The organism is Micromonospora saelicesensis (assembly GCF_900091575.1).
GTDB classification, from domain to species: domain Bacteria; phylum Actinomycetota; class Actinomycetes; order Mycobacteriales; family Micromonosporaceae; genus Micromonospora; species Micromonospora saelicesensis.
This window is the reverse complement of record NZ_FMCR01000010.1, coordinates 26,316-40,615: the sequence shown is the minus strand read 5'-3', so window position 1 is coordinate 40,615 and position 14,300 is coordinate 26,316. Positions and strand designations below refer to the sequence as shown.

Below are 14,300 nucleotides of genomic sequence, written 5' to 3'. Positions count from 1 at the left end.
CCCGCCAGCTCAGGGCAGGGTCCACTTTTGGTTGGCGGCGGCGGTGCAGGTCCAGAGGTGGACCACCGTGCTGTCAGCGGAGCTGTTGCCGGAGACATCGAGGCACTTGCCCGACGACGTGTTGCGCAGCGTGCCGTCGGCCTGGGCGGCCCAGTTCTGCGCGGCGGTCCCGTTGCAGGTCCAGAGCTGGATCTTGGTGCCGTCGGCGGTGGCACCGCCCGACACGTCCAGGCACTTACCCAACGACTTGATCGTGGAGTTGGGGGTGACCGCCCAGGTCTGCGCGGCACTGCCGTTGCAGGTGTAGATCTGGATCTGCGTGCCGTCGGCCGTGGCGGCGTTGCGCACGTCCAGGCACTTGCCGCCGAGGCCCTTGATCGCCCCGGCCCCACCGGCCGGGGGCGTCCCGGTGACGAAGGTGAAGGCGTCCAGGTCGTAGAGCGCCCCGGTGCCCGACCCGGCGAAGGTCAGGTAGAGCGTGGTCGTGCCGGTCGGCGGGTTGCTGATCGTCCCGGTGACGGTGGTGAAGGTTTCCCAGCCGCCGGTCACCGGGACCGTGGCCGAGCCGAGCACGGTGCCGGTGGCCGAGCCGGCCCGGACCTGGAGGGTGCCACCGGCGCCCGCCGAGGAGACCCGGGCGTTGAACGAGGTCACGTTGCCCAGCCGGTACGGCTGGAACGCGATCCAGTCGCCGTTGTTGATGTCGCCGACGGTCTTGCCACCCTCGGCCGGGGTCTTGCTGAACACGTTGATCCCCGACGAGGTGCCGAAGAACTCGGCCTGGCGGTGCCGCGGCGGCAGCGTGTGCTGGGTGTGCGTGGTCAGCCCACCGGCGTCGGTGTACTCGGCGTCGAAGATCGCGAAGATGTTCGCCGCGTCGTCGTGCTCACCGTCGACCGGGATGGTGATCGAGCCCGAGCAACCGGTCTTCGAGGTGATCTGGTGCCCGTGCTGGTCGTGCCCGAGCACGTAGGTCATCTTGACCTTCGTGCAGTCGATGGTGCCGTCCTCCGGGTCGGACACCGTGATGCTGTACGCCACCGTGTCCCCGAAGCCGAACAGCTGACCGTTGCCCGGGTTGTTGATCGTGACCGTGGGCGCGGTGTTGCCGACGCTGATCTGCACGCTGCTGCTGCCGGTGGCGCCCTGCGGGTCGCGCACCGTCAGCGTGGCGGTGTAGGTGCCGTTGGCGGTGTAGGTCTTCGTCGGGTTGGCGGCGGTCGAGGTGGTCCCGTCACCGAACGCCCACGCGTAGGTCAACGCGCCACCCTCGGGGTCGGCCGAGCCGGCCGAGGAGAACGTCACAGCGAGCGGGGCCGCGCCAGAGGTGCGGTTGGCGCTGGCCTTCGCGGTGGGCGCCCGGTTGCCGCCGCCGACGTAGTCGAAGCGGTAGAGCGCCGAGTTGGCGTCCCCGTTGAAGTAGCCGGTGCCGTAGTCGAGCACGTAGTACGCGCCGTCCGGGCCGAACGCCGAGTCCATCACCTGCTTGCCGACCCACGGGAAGGTGTCGATGGTGCCCCGGGAGCCGTCGGCGTTGACGTGGATCGGCTTGATCCAGCCCCGGCCGAACTCGGTGGCGAAGAACTGCCCGTCGAACGACTGCGGGAACTTGGTGGTGGAGGTCGACGAGGCGTTGTACCGGTAGACCGGGCCGCCCATCGGCGACTCGGAGCCGCCGCCGAACTCGGTCGGGGTGCCGGCGTCGCCGGCGTACCGGATCCAGGCCGGCTGGGCCGGCGGCAGTGTGGTCAGGCCGGTGTTGCGGAACGAGTTGTTGGTCGGCCCGCCGGTGCAGTTGTACTTCGCGCCGCTGGCGCTGGTCGCGAAGTCGAACTCGTTGTACGTCTCGGTGCTGGTGTTGGTGCCGGTGCAGTACGGCCAGCCGTAGTTGCCCGGTGCCGCGACCCGGTTGAACTCCACCTGGCCGGACGGCCCGCGGGTGGAGCTGGTGGAGCCGGCGTCCGGCCCGTAGTCACCGACGTAGACCACCCCGGTGGCCTTGTCCACGCTGATCCGGAACGGGTTGCGGAACCCCATCGCGTAGATCTCCGGCCGGGTCCTGGCCGTGCCGGGGGCGAACAGGTTGCCCGACGGGATGGAGTACGTGCCGTTGGCGTTCACCTTGATCCGCAGGATCTTGCCGCGCAGGTCGTTGGTGTTGCCGGCGCTGCGCTGCGCGTCGTACGCGGGGTTGCGGTTGGTCCGCTCGTCCAGTGGTGAGTAGCCGGACGACTCGAAGGGGTTGGTGTCGTCGCCGGTGGACAGGTAGAGGTTGCCGGCGGCGTCGAAGTCGATGTCCCCACCGACGTGGCAGCACACGCCCCGGCTGGCCGGAACGTCGAGCACGTCGACCTTGCTGGCCTGGTTGAGCGTGTAGTCCGAGTTGAGGGTGAACCGGGAGAGCCGGTTGACGCCGTTCCAGGCCGAGAAGTCGGTGCCGGTGGCCGGCGCGTCACCGCCGGGGGTGGAGAGCGGCGGGGCGTAGTAGAGGTAGATGTAACGGTTCGAGGCGAAGCCCGGGTCGACGCCGACGCCCTGCAACCCCTCCTCGTCGTGCTGGTAGACCGACAGGGTGCCGATCACGGAGGTGGTGCCGTTGGCGTCGGTGCGGCGCAGGGTGCCGTTGCGGGCGGTGTGCAGGACCGAGCGGTCCGGCAGCACCGCCAGCGACATCGGCTCACCCATGTCGGTCACGCCACGGGCCAGCTCGACCTGCTGGAAGTCGCTGGCGACGATCGTGTGTGCCTGGGCGGGGGCCGAGCCGGCGGCGAAGGTGACCGTGCCGGCGGCGACCGCCAGCAGCAGCGCGGATCCGGCGGAGAACCATCGTCGGGACCGTTGTCTGGGAGCGTCCTTCATGGACATCTGTGCTGTCCCTTCCTGACGTGTGACTGCCAGGCCGGGCGCGCGCCGTCGCGCCGGATGCCGTAGCGGTGGTGGGGGGTCGATGGGTTACCGCGCCGCCGGTTCACCTCGACGAAACATTGTCGTGTTGGTCACGACACTAAGTCGCACGTGTCGATGTGTCCATACCTTCCGGCGGTTCAGCATCAACTTTTGTCGATTTGATCGAAAGTCGCCGGTCAGGCGCGTCGGTCGATCGCCTGCCCGGCCAGCGCAACCAGGGCCACGCGGGCCTCATCGGCCACCATGGCGTTCTGCAGGGCGGAGAGCGCAGCCTCGGTCCGGACCCGGATCATCTGCTCGATCCGCTCCCGCGCGCCGGTCGCCTCGATGATGTCGCGCAGCTCCGCCGCGCCCTCGGCGTCCAACGCCGGGTTGCCGAACAGCTCCCGCAACCGGATGGTCTGCGTCCGGTCGGCGGCGCTGCGGGCCAGCGCCATCATGACGGTGGGCTTGCCCTCACGCAGGTCGTCCAGGACCGACTTCCCGGTGACCGCCGGGTCACCGAACACGCCCAGGACATCATCGCGGAGCTGGAACGCGTCACCCAGCGGGTCACCGAACTCGCCCAACGCGGCGATCAGCTCCGGGCCAGCGCCGGCCAGGGCCGCACCGATCTGCAACGGCCGGGTGACCGTGTACCGGGCGGCCTTCATCCGGATCACGGTGAGCGCGCTGGCCACCGAGCCGTCACCCACGCCCGAGACCAGGTCCAGGTACTCCCCCGCGATCACCTCGGTACGCATCAGCGCGAACACGCCGTACCCCCGGTGCACCTGCTCGGTGCTCAGCCCGCACTCGTGGAACATCTGATCCGACCAGGCCGCGCAGAGGTCCCCGCAGAGCAGTGCGGTGTTGCGGCCGTACGCCTCGGGGTCACCGCGCCACGACGAGCGGGCGTGCAGGTCGGCGAAGAGCCGGTGCACCGACGGCTCACCCCGGCGGCGGTCGCTGCCGTCCAGGATGTCGTCGTGGATCAGCGCGAACGCGTGGAACAGCTCCAGGGCCGCCGCGGCCACCACGATCGGGGTGCCGTCGGCCGCCCCCGCGCCGCGCCAGCCCCAGTAGCAGAAGAGCGGCCGTAACCGCTTGCCGCCGGCCAGCACGAACCGTTGCAGCGCGGTGAACACGCCCCGCGGCGCCCCGTCCGGCCAGTCCGGGCCCTGCCGGCTGAGAAACCCGGCCAGCTCCGTGTCGAAGCGCGCCCGCAGCCCGCTGGCGTCGGTGGGCGCGACGGTGACCGTCATGAGCCCTCCCCCGACCCGCCCGCACCGCCGGGGCTCAGCCCGGCCAGCTCCAGCAGCAGCGCCTTGACCTCGGTCGCCGCGATCTTGTCCCGGGCCGCTGTCGGGTCGGAGCAGAGCAGCACCGGGCCGTCCGCCGGGTCGTCGGGCAGCCGCCCGTGCGAGCCCCGCACCGCCCGCGCGCCGGCATCGAGGCCGACCGCGCTCATCAGGTACCGCATGCCGAGCTTCTTGCGGGCCAGGGCGACCCCGGCCCGGGCCTTCGCGGCACCGGGGTTGGCCGGGTCGAAGAACAGCTCCGCCGGGTCGTAGCCCGGCTTCCGGTGAATTTCCACCAGCCGGGCGAAGTCCGGTGCCTGGGCGTCGTCCAGCCAGTAGTAGTAGGTGAACCAGGCGTCCGGCTCGGCCACCAGCACCAGCTCACCGGCGCGCGGATGGTCCAGACCGTGTGCGGCCTTGCCCTCGGCGTCGAGCACCTCGGCCACCCCGGGCAGGCCGGCGCAGAGCTTCGCCACCGCCGCCACGTCGGCCGGATCCTTGACGTAGACGTGCGCGATCTGGTGGTCGGCGACAGCGAATGCCTTCGACGTCCACGGGTCGAGGTACTCCATGCCCGCCTGGGTGTGCACCCGCAACAGGCCCTCGGCGCGCAGCAGCCGGTTGACGTCCACCGGCCGGGACACGTCGGTGATGCCGTACTCCGACAGCACCACCACTGTGGCGTCGCGGGCCCGGGCGGCGTCCAGGAGCGGGCCGAGCACCGCGTCCAGCTCGGCTGCCGCCGCGGCGGCCTGGGCCGACGAGGGACCGAAGCGTTGCAGGTCGTAGTCCAGGTGCGGAACGTAGACCAGGGTCAGGTCTGGTGACACGTCGGCGAGGATCTGTTCCGCCGCCTGGCAGATCCACCGCGACGACGGCAACCCGGCGGTCGGCCCCCAGTAGGTGAAGAGCGGGAAGGTGCCCAGCCGCCCGGTGAGCGCGTCGTGCAGCTCCGGCGGGTCGGTGTAGCAGTCCGGCTCCTTGCGCCCGTCGGCGTAGTAGACCGGGCGGGGTGTCACCGTCCAGTTGACGTCGGCGCCCATGGCGTACCACCAGCAGACGTTGGCCACCGTGTAGCCGGGTTCGGCCCGACGGGCGGCTTGCCAGAGCTTGTCCCCGCCGACCAGCGCGTTGTGCTGCCGCCACAGCAGCACCTCGCCCAACTCCCGGAAATACCACCCGTTGCCGACGATCCCGTGCCCGCTGGGCTGCTCGCCGGTGAGGAAGGTGGACTGCACCGAGCAGGTCACGGCGGGCAGCACGGTGCCCAGCTCGGCCCGGAAGCCGCCGTCGGCGACCCCCCGCAGTCGAGGCATGTGCGCCAGTAGTCGGGGCGTCAACCCCACCACGTCGAGGACCACCAGTCGCCGACTCATCGCGTCACTCCCATGCTCACGGTTCGTTCTGCGGTCAGGCCGAGACCGACCAGTTCGTCCCGGGCGAAGGCCAGCTCCGCGGCGATGCCGGCGGCCAGCTCCGCGTCGGTGCCGGGTCGTCGGGCGGCCGGCAGCACCCCCCAGGTGTACGTCTCGACGTCGAGGTGGTCGCAGCCGGCGGTCGGGCCGTCGAAGAGCGCTCTCAGGGCCGCGCGGAGCACCGGCACTGTCGAGCCGAGCGGTTCCTCGGGTGGGGCGTGCAGCGGCACGTGGTAGTGCACCCGCCACGGCCCGGGCAGCGCCCGGTCCAGCGCCTCGTCCAGGTCGTCGGCCGCGTACGTCGGGTCGGCCGGGTCGGCCAGACCGGCGCAACCGGCACCCCGGGTCTGGTGCAGGAAGCGCGGCTCCACCCAGCGGCGCAACGCCTCGGCCCCGCCCTCCGGGTCGGCGGCCTCGACGGCGGCGGAGACCTGCACCTTCACCACCGGCAGCCCGGCCGCCCGCAGTCGGTCCAGCGCCTCGGCCGGCTCCTCCCAGGCGCAGGCCAGGTGGGCCAGGTCGAGGCAGACACCCAGCCGATCGGTGTCCATCCCGGACAGCAGCGCGGCCGCCTGACCCGTGCTCTCCACCACACAGCCGGGCTCCGGCTCGAAGGCGACGCGCACCTCGCGGCCGGTGTCCCGCTGCACGTCGGCCAGACCGGCGGCGAGCTGGTCCAGTCGACGTCGGGCCGCGTCGGCCCGGCCGGTGTCCCACGGTTGACGCCAGGCCAGCGGCAGCGTGGAGATCGAACCTCGGGCGGCGTCGTCGGGCAGCAGGTCGGCGAGCACCCGTGCCAGGTTCACTGTGTAGGCCAGGCGCTGCTCGGTGGTCCAGTCCGGGTGGTACACGTCCTGCTTGACCACGGGGGCCTGGAAGGCCGCATACGGGAAGCCGTTGAGCGTGACCACCTCCAGGCCGCGCGCGTCCAGCTCGGTGCGCAACCGGCGGCGTAGCGTCGGGTCGGCGGCCAGCTCGGCGGCGACCGGGGCGGCCAGCCACAGGCCCAGCCCGAGCAGGTCGCTGCCGAGCGCCTCGCGGACCGGCACCGCGTAGGTGTCCAGTTGACCGAGGATGCCGGCGAGGTCCTCGGCCGGGTGCACGTTGGTGCAGTAGCCCAGGTGGACGGTCTCGCCGCCGGCATGTCGCAGCCGCATCAGCTGCCGCCACGCAGGATCGAGTTGCCGGTCTGCGGGTCCACAGCGGCGGCGGCGTCCAGGTCGCTGAGGTCGAGCCGCCCCGACTGCCCGTAGAACTCCACCGGGTTTCGCCACAGCACCTTGTCGACGTCGTCGTCGCTGAAGCCGGCCGCGAGCATCGCCTCGCCGGTGGCCCGGGTCAGCAGCGGGTCGGAGCGCCCCCAGTCGGCTGCCGAGTTGACCAGCATCCGTTCCGTGCCGTACTCCCGCAGCAACTCCACCATCCGCTGCGGGGTCATCTTGGTGTCCGGGTAGATGGAGAAACCCAGCCAGCAGCCGCTGTCACGGACCAGCTTCACTGTCACCTCGTTGAGGTGGTCGACGACCACCCGACCCGCGTCGATGCCGGACTCGGCGACCACGGCGAGGGTTCGCTCGCAGCCGCGCGCCTTGTCCCGGTGCGGGGTGTGCACCAGGGCCGGCAGGTCGTACGCCACAGCGAGGGCGAGCTGCGCCGCGAACGCCTCGTCCTCCTCGGGCGTCATCGAGTCGTACCCGATCTCGCCGACCGCCACCACCGCGTCCTTGTCCAGGTAGCGGGGCAGCAGGTCGAGGACCGGTCGGCAGCGCGGGTCGTTGGCCTCCTTGGGGTTCAGCGCGATGGTGGCGAAGTGGCGCACCCCGAACTGCCCGGCCCGGAACGGCTCCCAGCCGATCAGCGAGTCGAAGTAGTCGGTGAACGAGGCGGCGCTGGTGCGCGGCTGACCCAGCCAGAACGCCGGCTCCACCACGGCGCGCACTCCGGCGGCGGCCATCCGTTCGTAGTCGTCGGTGGTGCGTGAGGTCATGTGGATGTGGGGGTCGAAGATGCGCATTCACGCCTCCCGGGGCAGTGCGGCGGTGAGCCGGTGGAGCAGGTCGTTGGCGTCGGCGGGCAACTCCCGGCCGGCGGCGTGCCGTTCGGCGGCCAGCGCGGCCAGCATCGCGGTCAGCTCGCCGTCGGCCCGGGTGTCCAGGTCGGCCACGTTGGCCAGGGGGACGCCGCTGAACACGCACTTGAGCACCGCCTGCCGCCAGGCGGCCTGGTCGAGGTGCCGGGCGTACGGGCCGAGCGCGGCGGCGACCAGCCGGGTGTCGTTGGTCCGGATCGCGTCGTGCAGCAACGGAACCCCGTCGGCGCCGATCGGCAGCAGCGGCAGGGCGCGCAGCACGGCTCGTCGCTCGGCCGCGTCACCGTGCTGGTAGAGGCGCTCGGCGTACGCCGCGTGCTCGCCGGGCAGGCTGGTGAGCAGCAGCACCCGGGCCGCATCGTCGGCGGTCCAGCCGGGGGCGTCGGGCAGCGCGGCCCGCCCGCAGCGTCGGCCGACGGCGGGAAAGAGCCGGGTGATCGCGGTGGGCTCGGTGGTGACCCGGCGCAGCGCCGTGTCCAGCCAATCGGGATCGGGTACGCCTCCCAGCGCGGCCCGTAGTGAATCCGGTGTCATCCCGTCTCCTCCCCTTGTTGCTACGCAGGCACCCCAGGAATGTCTGCGGGCAGTTCGTCCTTCGCGCGGCCGGCCAGTGCGGCGGCGCGCAGGAACTCGATCGACCGGGCGGCCACGGCGGGTGCGGCGTGCGAGTCGCGGGGCAACTCCACCGCGACCAGCCCCTGGTAGCCGGCGTCGCGCAGCGCGGCCAGCACCGGCGGGAAGTCGATTTCGCCGACGCCGAACTCCAGGTGCTCGTGCACGCCGCGGCGCATGTCGTCGATCTGCACGTTGACCAGGTGGTCGGCCACCTCGGCGACGCACTGCGGCACCGGCCAGGGCTCCAGGCACCGGCAGTGTCCGATGTCGAGGGTGATGCCGAAGCGGGCCGGGTTGTCGAGAGCGGCGTGCAGCCGACGCCAGTCCGCGATGTCCTGCACCAGCATGCCCGGTTCCGGTTCGAAGCCGACTGTGACGCCGGCGGTGTCGGCCGCGTCGACCACTGTGGCGCAGCCGGCCACCAGCCGGTCCCAGGCGCACTGCTGTGACACCGCCTCGGGTCGGACACCGGCCCAGAACGAGACCGCCTCCGCGCCCAGGTCGGCGCCGATCCGCACGGCCCGGCGCAGGAACTCGATCCGCCGGGTCGGGTCGTCGTGCAGCAACGTCGGGGCGTGCTTGTGCCACGGGTCGAGCAGGTAGCGGGCGCCGGTCTCGATGACCACCGCCAGGCCCAGCGACTCCAACCGTCGACCGACCGCGGCGACCCGGCGGGTGAGCCCGGGCGCGAACGGGTCCAGGTGGTCGTGGTCCAGGGTGAGCGCCACCCCGTCGTAGCCGAGGTCGGCGATGACGGCGAGCGCGTCGTCGAGGCGGTGGTTGGCGAAGCCGTTCGTGCCGTACCCGAGGCGCAGCGTGGTGGCGTCGGCGGCCGGCGCACCGGGCCGGGGCTCGGGGACGCTCATGTCGGGGAGACCTTCCGGGCCAGCCGTCGACCCAGCGGCGCGGCCGCCGCGACGGCCACCCCGAGCAGACCCGCTCCACCCCGTGCGGTGAGGGCCCCCTGGAGGGCCGGCAACCCGGTGATCCCGGCGCCGACGGCCGCGCGGACCCGCCCGGCGGACGGATCCCGGACCACAGCGGCCTGGGCCGCGCCGTACCGGGCGGCGTACCAGCCGGCCAGCACCGCGGGCAGCACCGCCGCGATAGTGGCCGACCGGCTGCGACCCGCGCGCACGCCGGTCCCGTCGACGGTCTCGGCCCGGTCGGTGGCCCCGGCCTGGTTCGGCGTTTCCAGGGCTGCGCGTCGGGCGCCCGGCACGGCGACGGCGGCACTGGCGGCGACCAGCGCGGTGCCGGCGAGGGTGCGCATCGGCAGGGTGGCGTCGGCGCCGGTGACCTCCCGGCGGGACAGCGCGGTGACCGTCCAGGTGTGCGCGGCGACGGTGGCCGCCGCCGGCAACGCCCGGGTGATCCGGCCGCCGGACGCGCCGAGCAGCACGTCCAGCCCCCGGCAGGCGGCCATCACGGCCGGGCCGGCCGCGGTGTTCTTGGCCAGCAGGTCGTACCCCCAGATGGTGGCCGCCAGCGGCACGGCGAGTGCGGCGGCGCGGCGACCGCCCACCGCGGCGGCCAGGCCCACGCCGGCGGCCGTGAGGCCCGCCGCGAGACCGACCGCGGCGGCCGGGGTGACCCGTCCGCTCGGGATCGGCCGCTCGGGCCTTTCCTCGGCGTCCAGACGCCGGTCGGCCCAGTCGTTGGCGGCCATGCCGGCCCAGTAGAGCAGCACCGAGGCGCCGGCCAGGGCAGGGGTACGCGGGCTCAACGCGCCGGCCGCCGCGGCCCCGGCGATCACGTCACCGGGCACCGAGAGCGCGGCTGGCGCCCGGACCAGCTCGGCGAGATCAGCCAACGTTGTCATGATCACCGTCTCCGCCGTCGTGTAATTGTCGGGTGAAGGCGGTCAGCCGGGCCCACTGCTCACCCAGCGAGTGGGTGGGCGCGCCCAGCGGGTCCTTGAAGAAGAAGCCCAGGTCGGCCAGGGGCCCCACCTGCCCGGCGGCGTGCGCGGCGGCGGTGAGTCGGGCCAGGTCGAGCACCAGTGGCGCGGCCAGCGCGGAGTCGCAGCCGTGCCAGGTGAACTCCATCCGCATGCCGGTGCCGAGGAATCCGCTGAAGGTGATCAGATCCCATGCGGTCTTGAAGTCGCCCAGCTCCTCGACGTACTCGATGCGGGTGCCGCCCTGCGGGACGTAGCCCAGCGTCTCGCCGAGCACCCGCTGCTTGCTCTGCACCTTCGCCGCGTTCGCGGCCGGGTCGGCGAGGGTGGCGCCGTCGCCACCGCCGAGCAGGTTGACCCCGGACCAGGAGCCCACGGCCAGGTTGCGCATCGCGAACATCGGCGCGAGCACCGACTTGACCAGGGTCTCCCCGGTCTTGCCGTCGTGCCCGGCGTACGGCAGTCGGGCCTCCTCGGCCAGCGCGGCCAGCGCCGGCAGCCGCAGCCCGGTGGACGGGGTGAAGTCGACGTACGGGCAGCCGGCGAGCACCGCGGCGTACGCGTAGAGGGAGCTGACCGGCAGCACCTCGTCCGGACCGTCGAGGGCGGCGCGTAGCGCGACCGGGTCGGCGTGCGCGGGGTGCGGTCGAGGGGCCGGCTCGGTGGCGGAGACGTTGACCACCACCACCCGGTCCAGCTCGTGCCGCTCGCGGAAGCTGGTCAGGTCGCGGACCACGGCCTCGGCCCGGTCGGCCTGGGTGTCGCCGACCGGCGCGGGGCGCAGTTCCTGATCGACCACGCCCAGTTCGTCGCGGAGCGCGGCGACCAGTCGCCAGGGGATGACACCGGCGTCAGCGAGGGCCTCGGCGCGCTTGCACAGCGGAGTGGTGGCCAGGTCGTGCCCGCCGAAGACCAGGTCGGCGAAGGCCGGCAGGGCCGGGCCGCGCAGCTCGGGAAGCTCGGTGACGCAGCCGGTGGGCCCGGCCAGGCCGGCTCGCAGCGCGAGCCCCCCGACGATGCTGGTGGTCGCGACGGATCCGCGCGCTCCTACCAGCCAGACACCTGTTCGCATGGTGCTCCTTCCCCATTCACGAGGAACCGTCGGTACCGCTAAATATAGGAATATCAGAATATGTTTCGGAAAGATACGGCCCGGTTTCGGAAAGTTTCGGGTCGGGTGGATGGGCCCCGTCCGCTCGCCCCGCACCGGAACAGCACCGGCTTCCGACGTCGGCGTCGGCGGCGACGACGCCGGACCGGATCCCGGCAGGTGCGAGCAGACGGGGCTGGTAGGCAGGGTCGGGTCGGCGTCTCGACCCTGCCTCCCCCGCATCCGGCCGGTCGGGGCATTGGCATGCCCCGGCCGGGCGTCTCAGGCCGCCGCGCCCACCGGAACACCTACCGAACCACGCCCCGCCGGGAATCGGCGAGCGGATGCGGTACGGGTGGGGGCGGCGGCGGGCGGTGTCATCAGGTCCTCCGGAGGTCACCGGTGGTGGCGGTCCTCCGGTGCGGCCGGGGAATCCCGGTCCGGTCGCACCGGACGACCGTCCTGCTCGTGCGCCACCGGGCCGTAGGGCCCGGCTGCACGCTCTCCGATGCCGACCTCTGTCCCGGCCACGGGGCGCAATCCGTGGCTGGTCCCTCGCCGGTCGGCTTCGGAAAGCCGGTCGGGCGATGGCGGTGCGAACACCGCCGTCGCGGATGGTCAATGGTCAGACGGCCGCCGCTGTCAGCGTCGGTTCCACCTCGGCCCAGGAGGAGCCGAGCTCCGCCGAGCGGGCCACCGCGTCCAGCACCAGCTGGACCTGCAACGCGTCGGCGAAGGAGGGAGTCGGGTCGACACCGGTGGCGACCGCCTCGATGAAATCGCGCATCTCGTGCGTGAACGAGTGCTCGTAGCCGATGATGTGGCCCGGGGGCCACCACGCCGACATGTACGGGTGCTCGCCCTCGGTGACCAGGATGCGGCTGAAGCCCTGCTCCACGGCCGGGCGGGTCGCGTCGTAGAACTCCAGCTCGTTGAGGCGCTCCAGGTCGAAGACCACGCTGCCCAGCGAGCCGTTGATCTCGACGCGCAGCGCGTTCTTACGGCCGGTCGCGAAGCGGCTCGCCTCGTACGTGGCCAGGGCGCCGCCGTCGAGCCGGGCCACGAAGACCGCGGCGTCGTCGACGGTGACAGTCCCGGTGGGCGCCGAGTGGCCGTCCACCGAGGCCGCCAGACCGCTCGACTCGGCCGGCAACGGCCGCTCCTTGACGAAGGTCTCGGTGACCGCGCTGACGCCGCTGATCCGCTGACCCGTGACGAACTGGGTCAGGTCGATGATGTGCGCACCGATGTCACCGAGCGCGCCGGAGCCCGCCCTGTCCTTCTGCAACCGCCAGACCAGCGGGAACTGCGGGTCCACGATCCAGTCCTGCAGGTACGTCGCACGGACGTGTCGAATCACCCCGAGCCGTCCGTCGGCGACCAACTGGCGCATCATCGTGACCGCGGGGACCCGGCGGTAGTTGAACCCGCACATCGACCGCACTCCGGCGGCCCGGGCGACGTCCGCCGCAGCGGTCATCGCCCGTGCCTCCTCCACCGAGTTGGCCAACGGCTTCTCGCACAGAACGTGCTTGCCTGCGGCCAACGCGGCGAGAGCGATCTCGGCGTGGCTGTCGCCCGGGGTACAGATGTCGACAACGTCGATGTCGTCCCGGTTGATCAGATCACGCCAGTCGGTGGTGTACGCGTCCCAGCCGAGTGTGTCGGCGGCGTCAGCCACCTTCGCTGTGTCTCGGCCGCAGATCAACGCCATCCGGGCCCGCGCCGGCAGGTCGAAGACGCGATTCACGGTGCGCCACGCCTGTGAGTGCGCGGCGCCCATGAACGCGTAGCCGACCATGCCGACCCGCAGTTCTTTGTCTGTCGTGGACAAGGTGGGTCTCCCCCCGGTATGTCAGAACCCGAGCTTGTCGTAGCTGCTCGCGTTCTCCTTGGTGATCGTCTCCGAGGCCAGGGTCACTTCCTTCGGCACCTGCAGCTCCGTCAGGTCGCCCAGGCCCCGACCCTGCGCGATGAGCCGCGCGAGCGAGACCGCCGAGGAGGCCATCGACGGGTTGTAGGTGACAGTGGCCTTCAGCACGCTGTTGTCGGCCTTGATGGCGTCGATCGCGAGCTTGGAGCCCGCGCCGCCGACCATGAAGAACTCCGACCGGTTGGCCTGCTTGATGGCCGCGAGCACACCGATGCCCTGGTCGTCGTCGTGGTTCCAGATGGCGTCGATCTTCGGCAGCGCCTGGAGCAGCTGGGACGCCTCGCGCTGGCCGCTGTCCGAGGTGAACTCGGCCGAACGACGGTTCCGCACAGTGAACCCGTAGGTCGCCAGGGCGGCCTTGAAGCCGTTGCTGCGCTCGACGGTCAGCGGGATCTCCAGACCGGCGATCTCACCGATGACCGGGTTGGCGACGCCCTTGTCCTTGAGCATCTTGCCGATGTAGTGCCCGGCCGAGACGCCCATGCCGTAGTTGTCGCCCTTGATGACCAGCCGCGAGGCCAGCGCGTCAGGGAACGCCCGGTCGAGGTTCACGATCGGGATGCCCGCCTGCATCGCCTGGAGGGCAACGGCGTTGACCTCCTTGCCGTCGTGCGGCAGCACGACGATGATGTCCGGCTTCTGGGCGATCAGCGTGCCGAGCGTGGAGCGCTGGGCCTCGGAGTTCGACCCACCGTCGACCTCCTTGAACTCCACGTCCGAGTAGGCAGCGGCCTGGGCCTTGGCGTTGGCGTGGATCGCGCCCATCCAGCCGTGGTCGGCGGCCGGGGCGGAGAAGCCGATGACGACCTTCTTGCCCGGGGCGTTGTTGCCTTCACTGTTTCCGGCGGCCTTGGTCTGGGTGCTGGCGGCCGGGGTCTCGTTGCTGGTGCAGGCGGTGAGGAGGGTGGCAGCGCCCACTGCGGCTCCACCGAAGAGCAACCGGCGGCGCGACAGGTCGCGACTGTGCTGGGTCATGAATGACCTCCTGGGAGCGGGATTTGACTTATTGAGGGTGTGCGAGGCCCGGCCACCGTCGAGTGTCTCGACGTCGCCAGGACAACGGTGCGGTGC

11 protein-coding genes are annotated in these 14,300 nt (G+C 72.0%); all 11 read right to left on the bottom strand.

The features are described 5' to 3' along the window. Positions 1-9: 9 nt before the first annotated feature. Complete coding sequence (locus tag GA0070561_RS31390; RefSeq protein ID WP_181539429.1) at positions 10-2,865, bottom strand: PQQ-dependent sugar dehydrogenase; 2,856 nt, start codon at positions 2,863-2,865, stop codon at positions 10-12. Between the two features lie 218 nt (positions 2,866-3,083). Then, complete coding sequence (locus GA0070561_RS31385; RefSeq protein WP_091409027.1) at positions 3,084-4,151, bottom strand: polyprenyl synthetase family protein; 1,068 nt, start codon at positions 4,149-4,151, stop codon at positions 3,084-3,086. Further along, complete coding sequence (locus GA0070561_RS31380) at positions 4,148-5,563, bottom strand: alkaline phosphatase family protein (protein WP_091409025.1); 1,416 nt, start codon at positions 5,561-5,563, stop codon at positions 4,148-4,150. The genes GA0070561_RS31385 and GA0070561_RS31380 overlap by 4 nt, the downstream gene beginning before the upstream one ends. Continuing rightward, positions 5,560-6,759, bottom strand: a complete 1,200-nt coding sequence (gene eboE / locus GA0070561_RS31375; protein ID WP_091409022.1) for a metabolite traffic protein EboE — start codon at positions 6,757-6,759, stop codon at positions 5,560-5,562. Before eboE ends, GA0070561_RS31380 begins: the two co-directional genes overlap by 4 nt. Beyond that, entirely contained in the window at positions 6,759-7,616 is an 858-nt protein-coding gene (locus GA0070561_RS31370) for a TatD family hydrolase (RefSeq protein ID WP_091409019.1), read from the bottom strand. Before GA0070561_RS31370 ends, eboE begins: the two co-directional genes overlap by 1 nt. Further along, positions 7,617-8,225 (bottom strand): EboA domain-containing protein, encoded by a 609-nt coding sequence (locus GA0070561_RS31365; protein ID WP_091409016.1) that lies wholly within the window; start codon positions 8,223-8,225, stop codon positions 7,617-7,619. A 20-nt stretch (positions 8,226-8,245) separates the two neighbouring features. Further along, a complete protein-coding gene (locus tag GA0070561_RS31360; protein ID WP_091409012.1) occupies positions 8,246-9,172 on the bottom strand; it encodes a sugar phosphate isomerase/epimerase family protein in 927 nt (308 codons plus the stop codon). Further along, a complete protein-coding gene (locus GA0070561_RS31355) occupies positions 9,169-10,128 on the bottom strand; it encodes an SCO3242 family prenyltransferase (RefSeq protein WP_091409011.1) in 960 nt (319 codons plus the stop codon). The genes GA0070561_RS31360 and GA0070561_RS31355 overlap by 4 nt, the downstream gene beginning before the upstream one ends. Further along, on the bottom strand, positions 10,112-11,278 hold the full coding sequence (locus tag GA0070561_RS31350) for an inositol-3-phosphate synthase (protein ID WP_091409007.1): 1,167 nt from the start codon (positions 11,276-11,278) through the stop codon (positions 10,112-10,114). Before GA0070561_RS31350 ends, GA0070561_RS31355 begins: the two co-directional genes overlap by 17 nt. A gap of 643 nt (positions 11,279-11,921) precedes the next feature. After that, positions 11,922-13,097, bottom strand: a complete 1,176-nt coding sequence (locus GA0070561_RS31345) for a Gfo/Idh/MocA family protein (protein WP_373862005.1) — start codon at positions 13,095-13,097, stop codon at positions 11,922-11,924. A 54-nt stretch (positions 13,098-13,151) separates the two neighbouring features. After that, positions 13,152-14,204, bottom strand: a complete 1,053-nt coding sequence (locus GA0070561_RS31340; RefSeq protein ID WP_091408999.1) for a substrate-binding domain-containing protein — start codon at positions 14,202-14,204, stop codon at positions 13,152-13,154. Between the last annotated feature and the right edge of the window lie 96 nt (positions 14,205-14,300).

Excerpts from the sequence above, each read along its gene's own strand:
- GA0070561_RS31390 (WP_181539429.1), bottom strand. The coding sequence starts at position 2,865 with ATGTCCATGAAGGACGCTCCCAGACAACGGTCCCGACGATGGTTCTCC.
- GA0070561_RS31385 (WP_091409027.1), bottom strand. The coding sequence starts at position 4,151 with ATGACGGTCACCGTCGCGCCCACCGACGCCAGCGGGCTGCGGGCGCGC.
- GA0070561_RS31380 (WP_091409025.1), bottom strand. The coding sequence starts at position 5,563 with ATGAGTCGGCGACTGGTGGTCCTCGACGTGGTGGGGTTGACGCCCCGA.
- eboE (WP_091409022.1), bottom strand. The coding sequence starts at position 6,759 with ATGCGGCTGCGACATGCCGGCGGCGAGACCGTCCACCTGGGCTACTGC.
- GA0070561_RS31370 (WP_091409019.1), bottom strand. The coding sequence starts at position 7,616 with ATGCGCATCTTCGACCCCCACATCCACATGACCTCACGCACCACCGAC.
- GA0070561_RS31365 (WP_091409016.1), bottom strand. The coding sequence starts at position 8,225 with ATGACACCGGATTCACTACGGGCCGCGCTGGGAGGCGTACCCGATCCC.
- GA0070561_RS31360 (WP_091409012.1), bottom strand. The coding sequence starts at position 9,172 with ATGAGCGTCCCCGAGCCCCGGCCCGGTGCGCCGGCCGCCGACGCCACC.
- GA0070561_RS31355 (WP_091409011.1), bottom strand. The coding sequence starts at position 10,128 with ATGACAACGTTGGCTGATCTCGCCGAGCTGGTCCGGGCGCCAGCCGCG.
- GA0070561_RS31350 (WP_091409007.1), bottom strand. The coding sequence starts at position 11,278 with ATGCGAACAGGTGTCTGGCTGGTAGGAGCGCGCGGATCCGTCGCGACC.
- GA0070561_RS31345 (WP_373862005.1), bottom strand. The coding sequence starts at position 13,097 with ATGGTCGGCTACGCGTTCATGGGCGCCGCGCACTCACAGGCGTGGCGC.
- GA0070561_RS31340 (WP_091408999.1), bottom strand. The coding sequence starts at position 14,204 with ATGACCCAGCACAGTCGCGACCTGTCGCGCCGCCGGTTGCTCTTCGGT.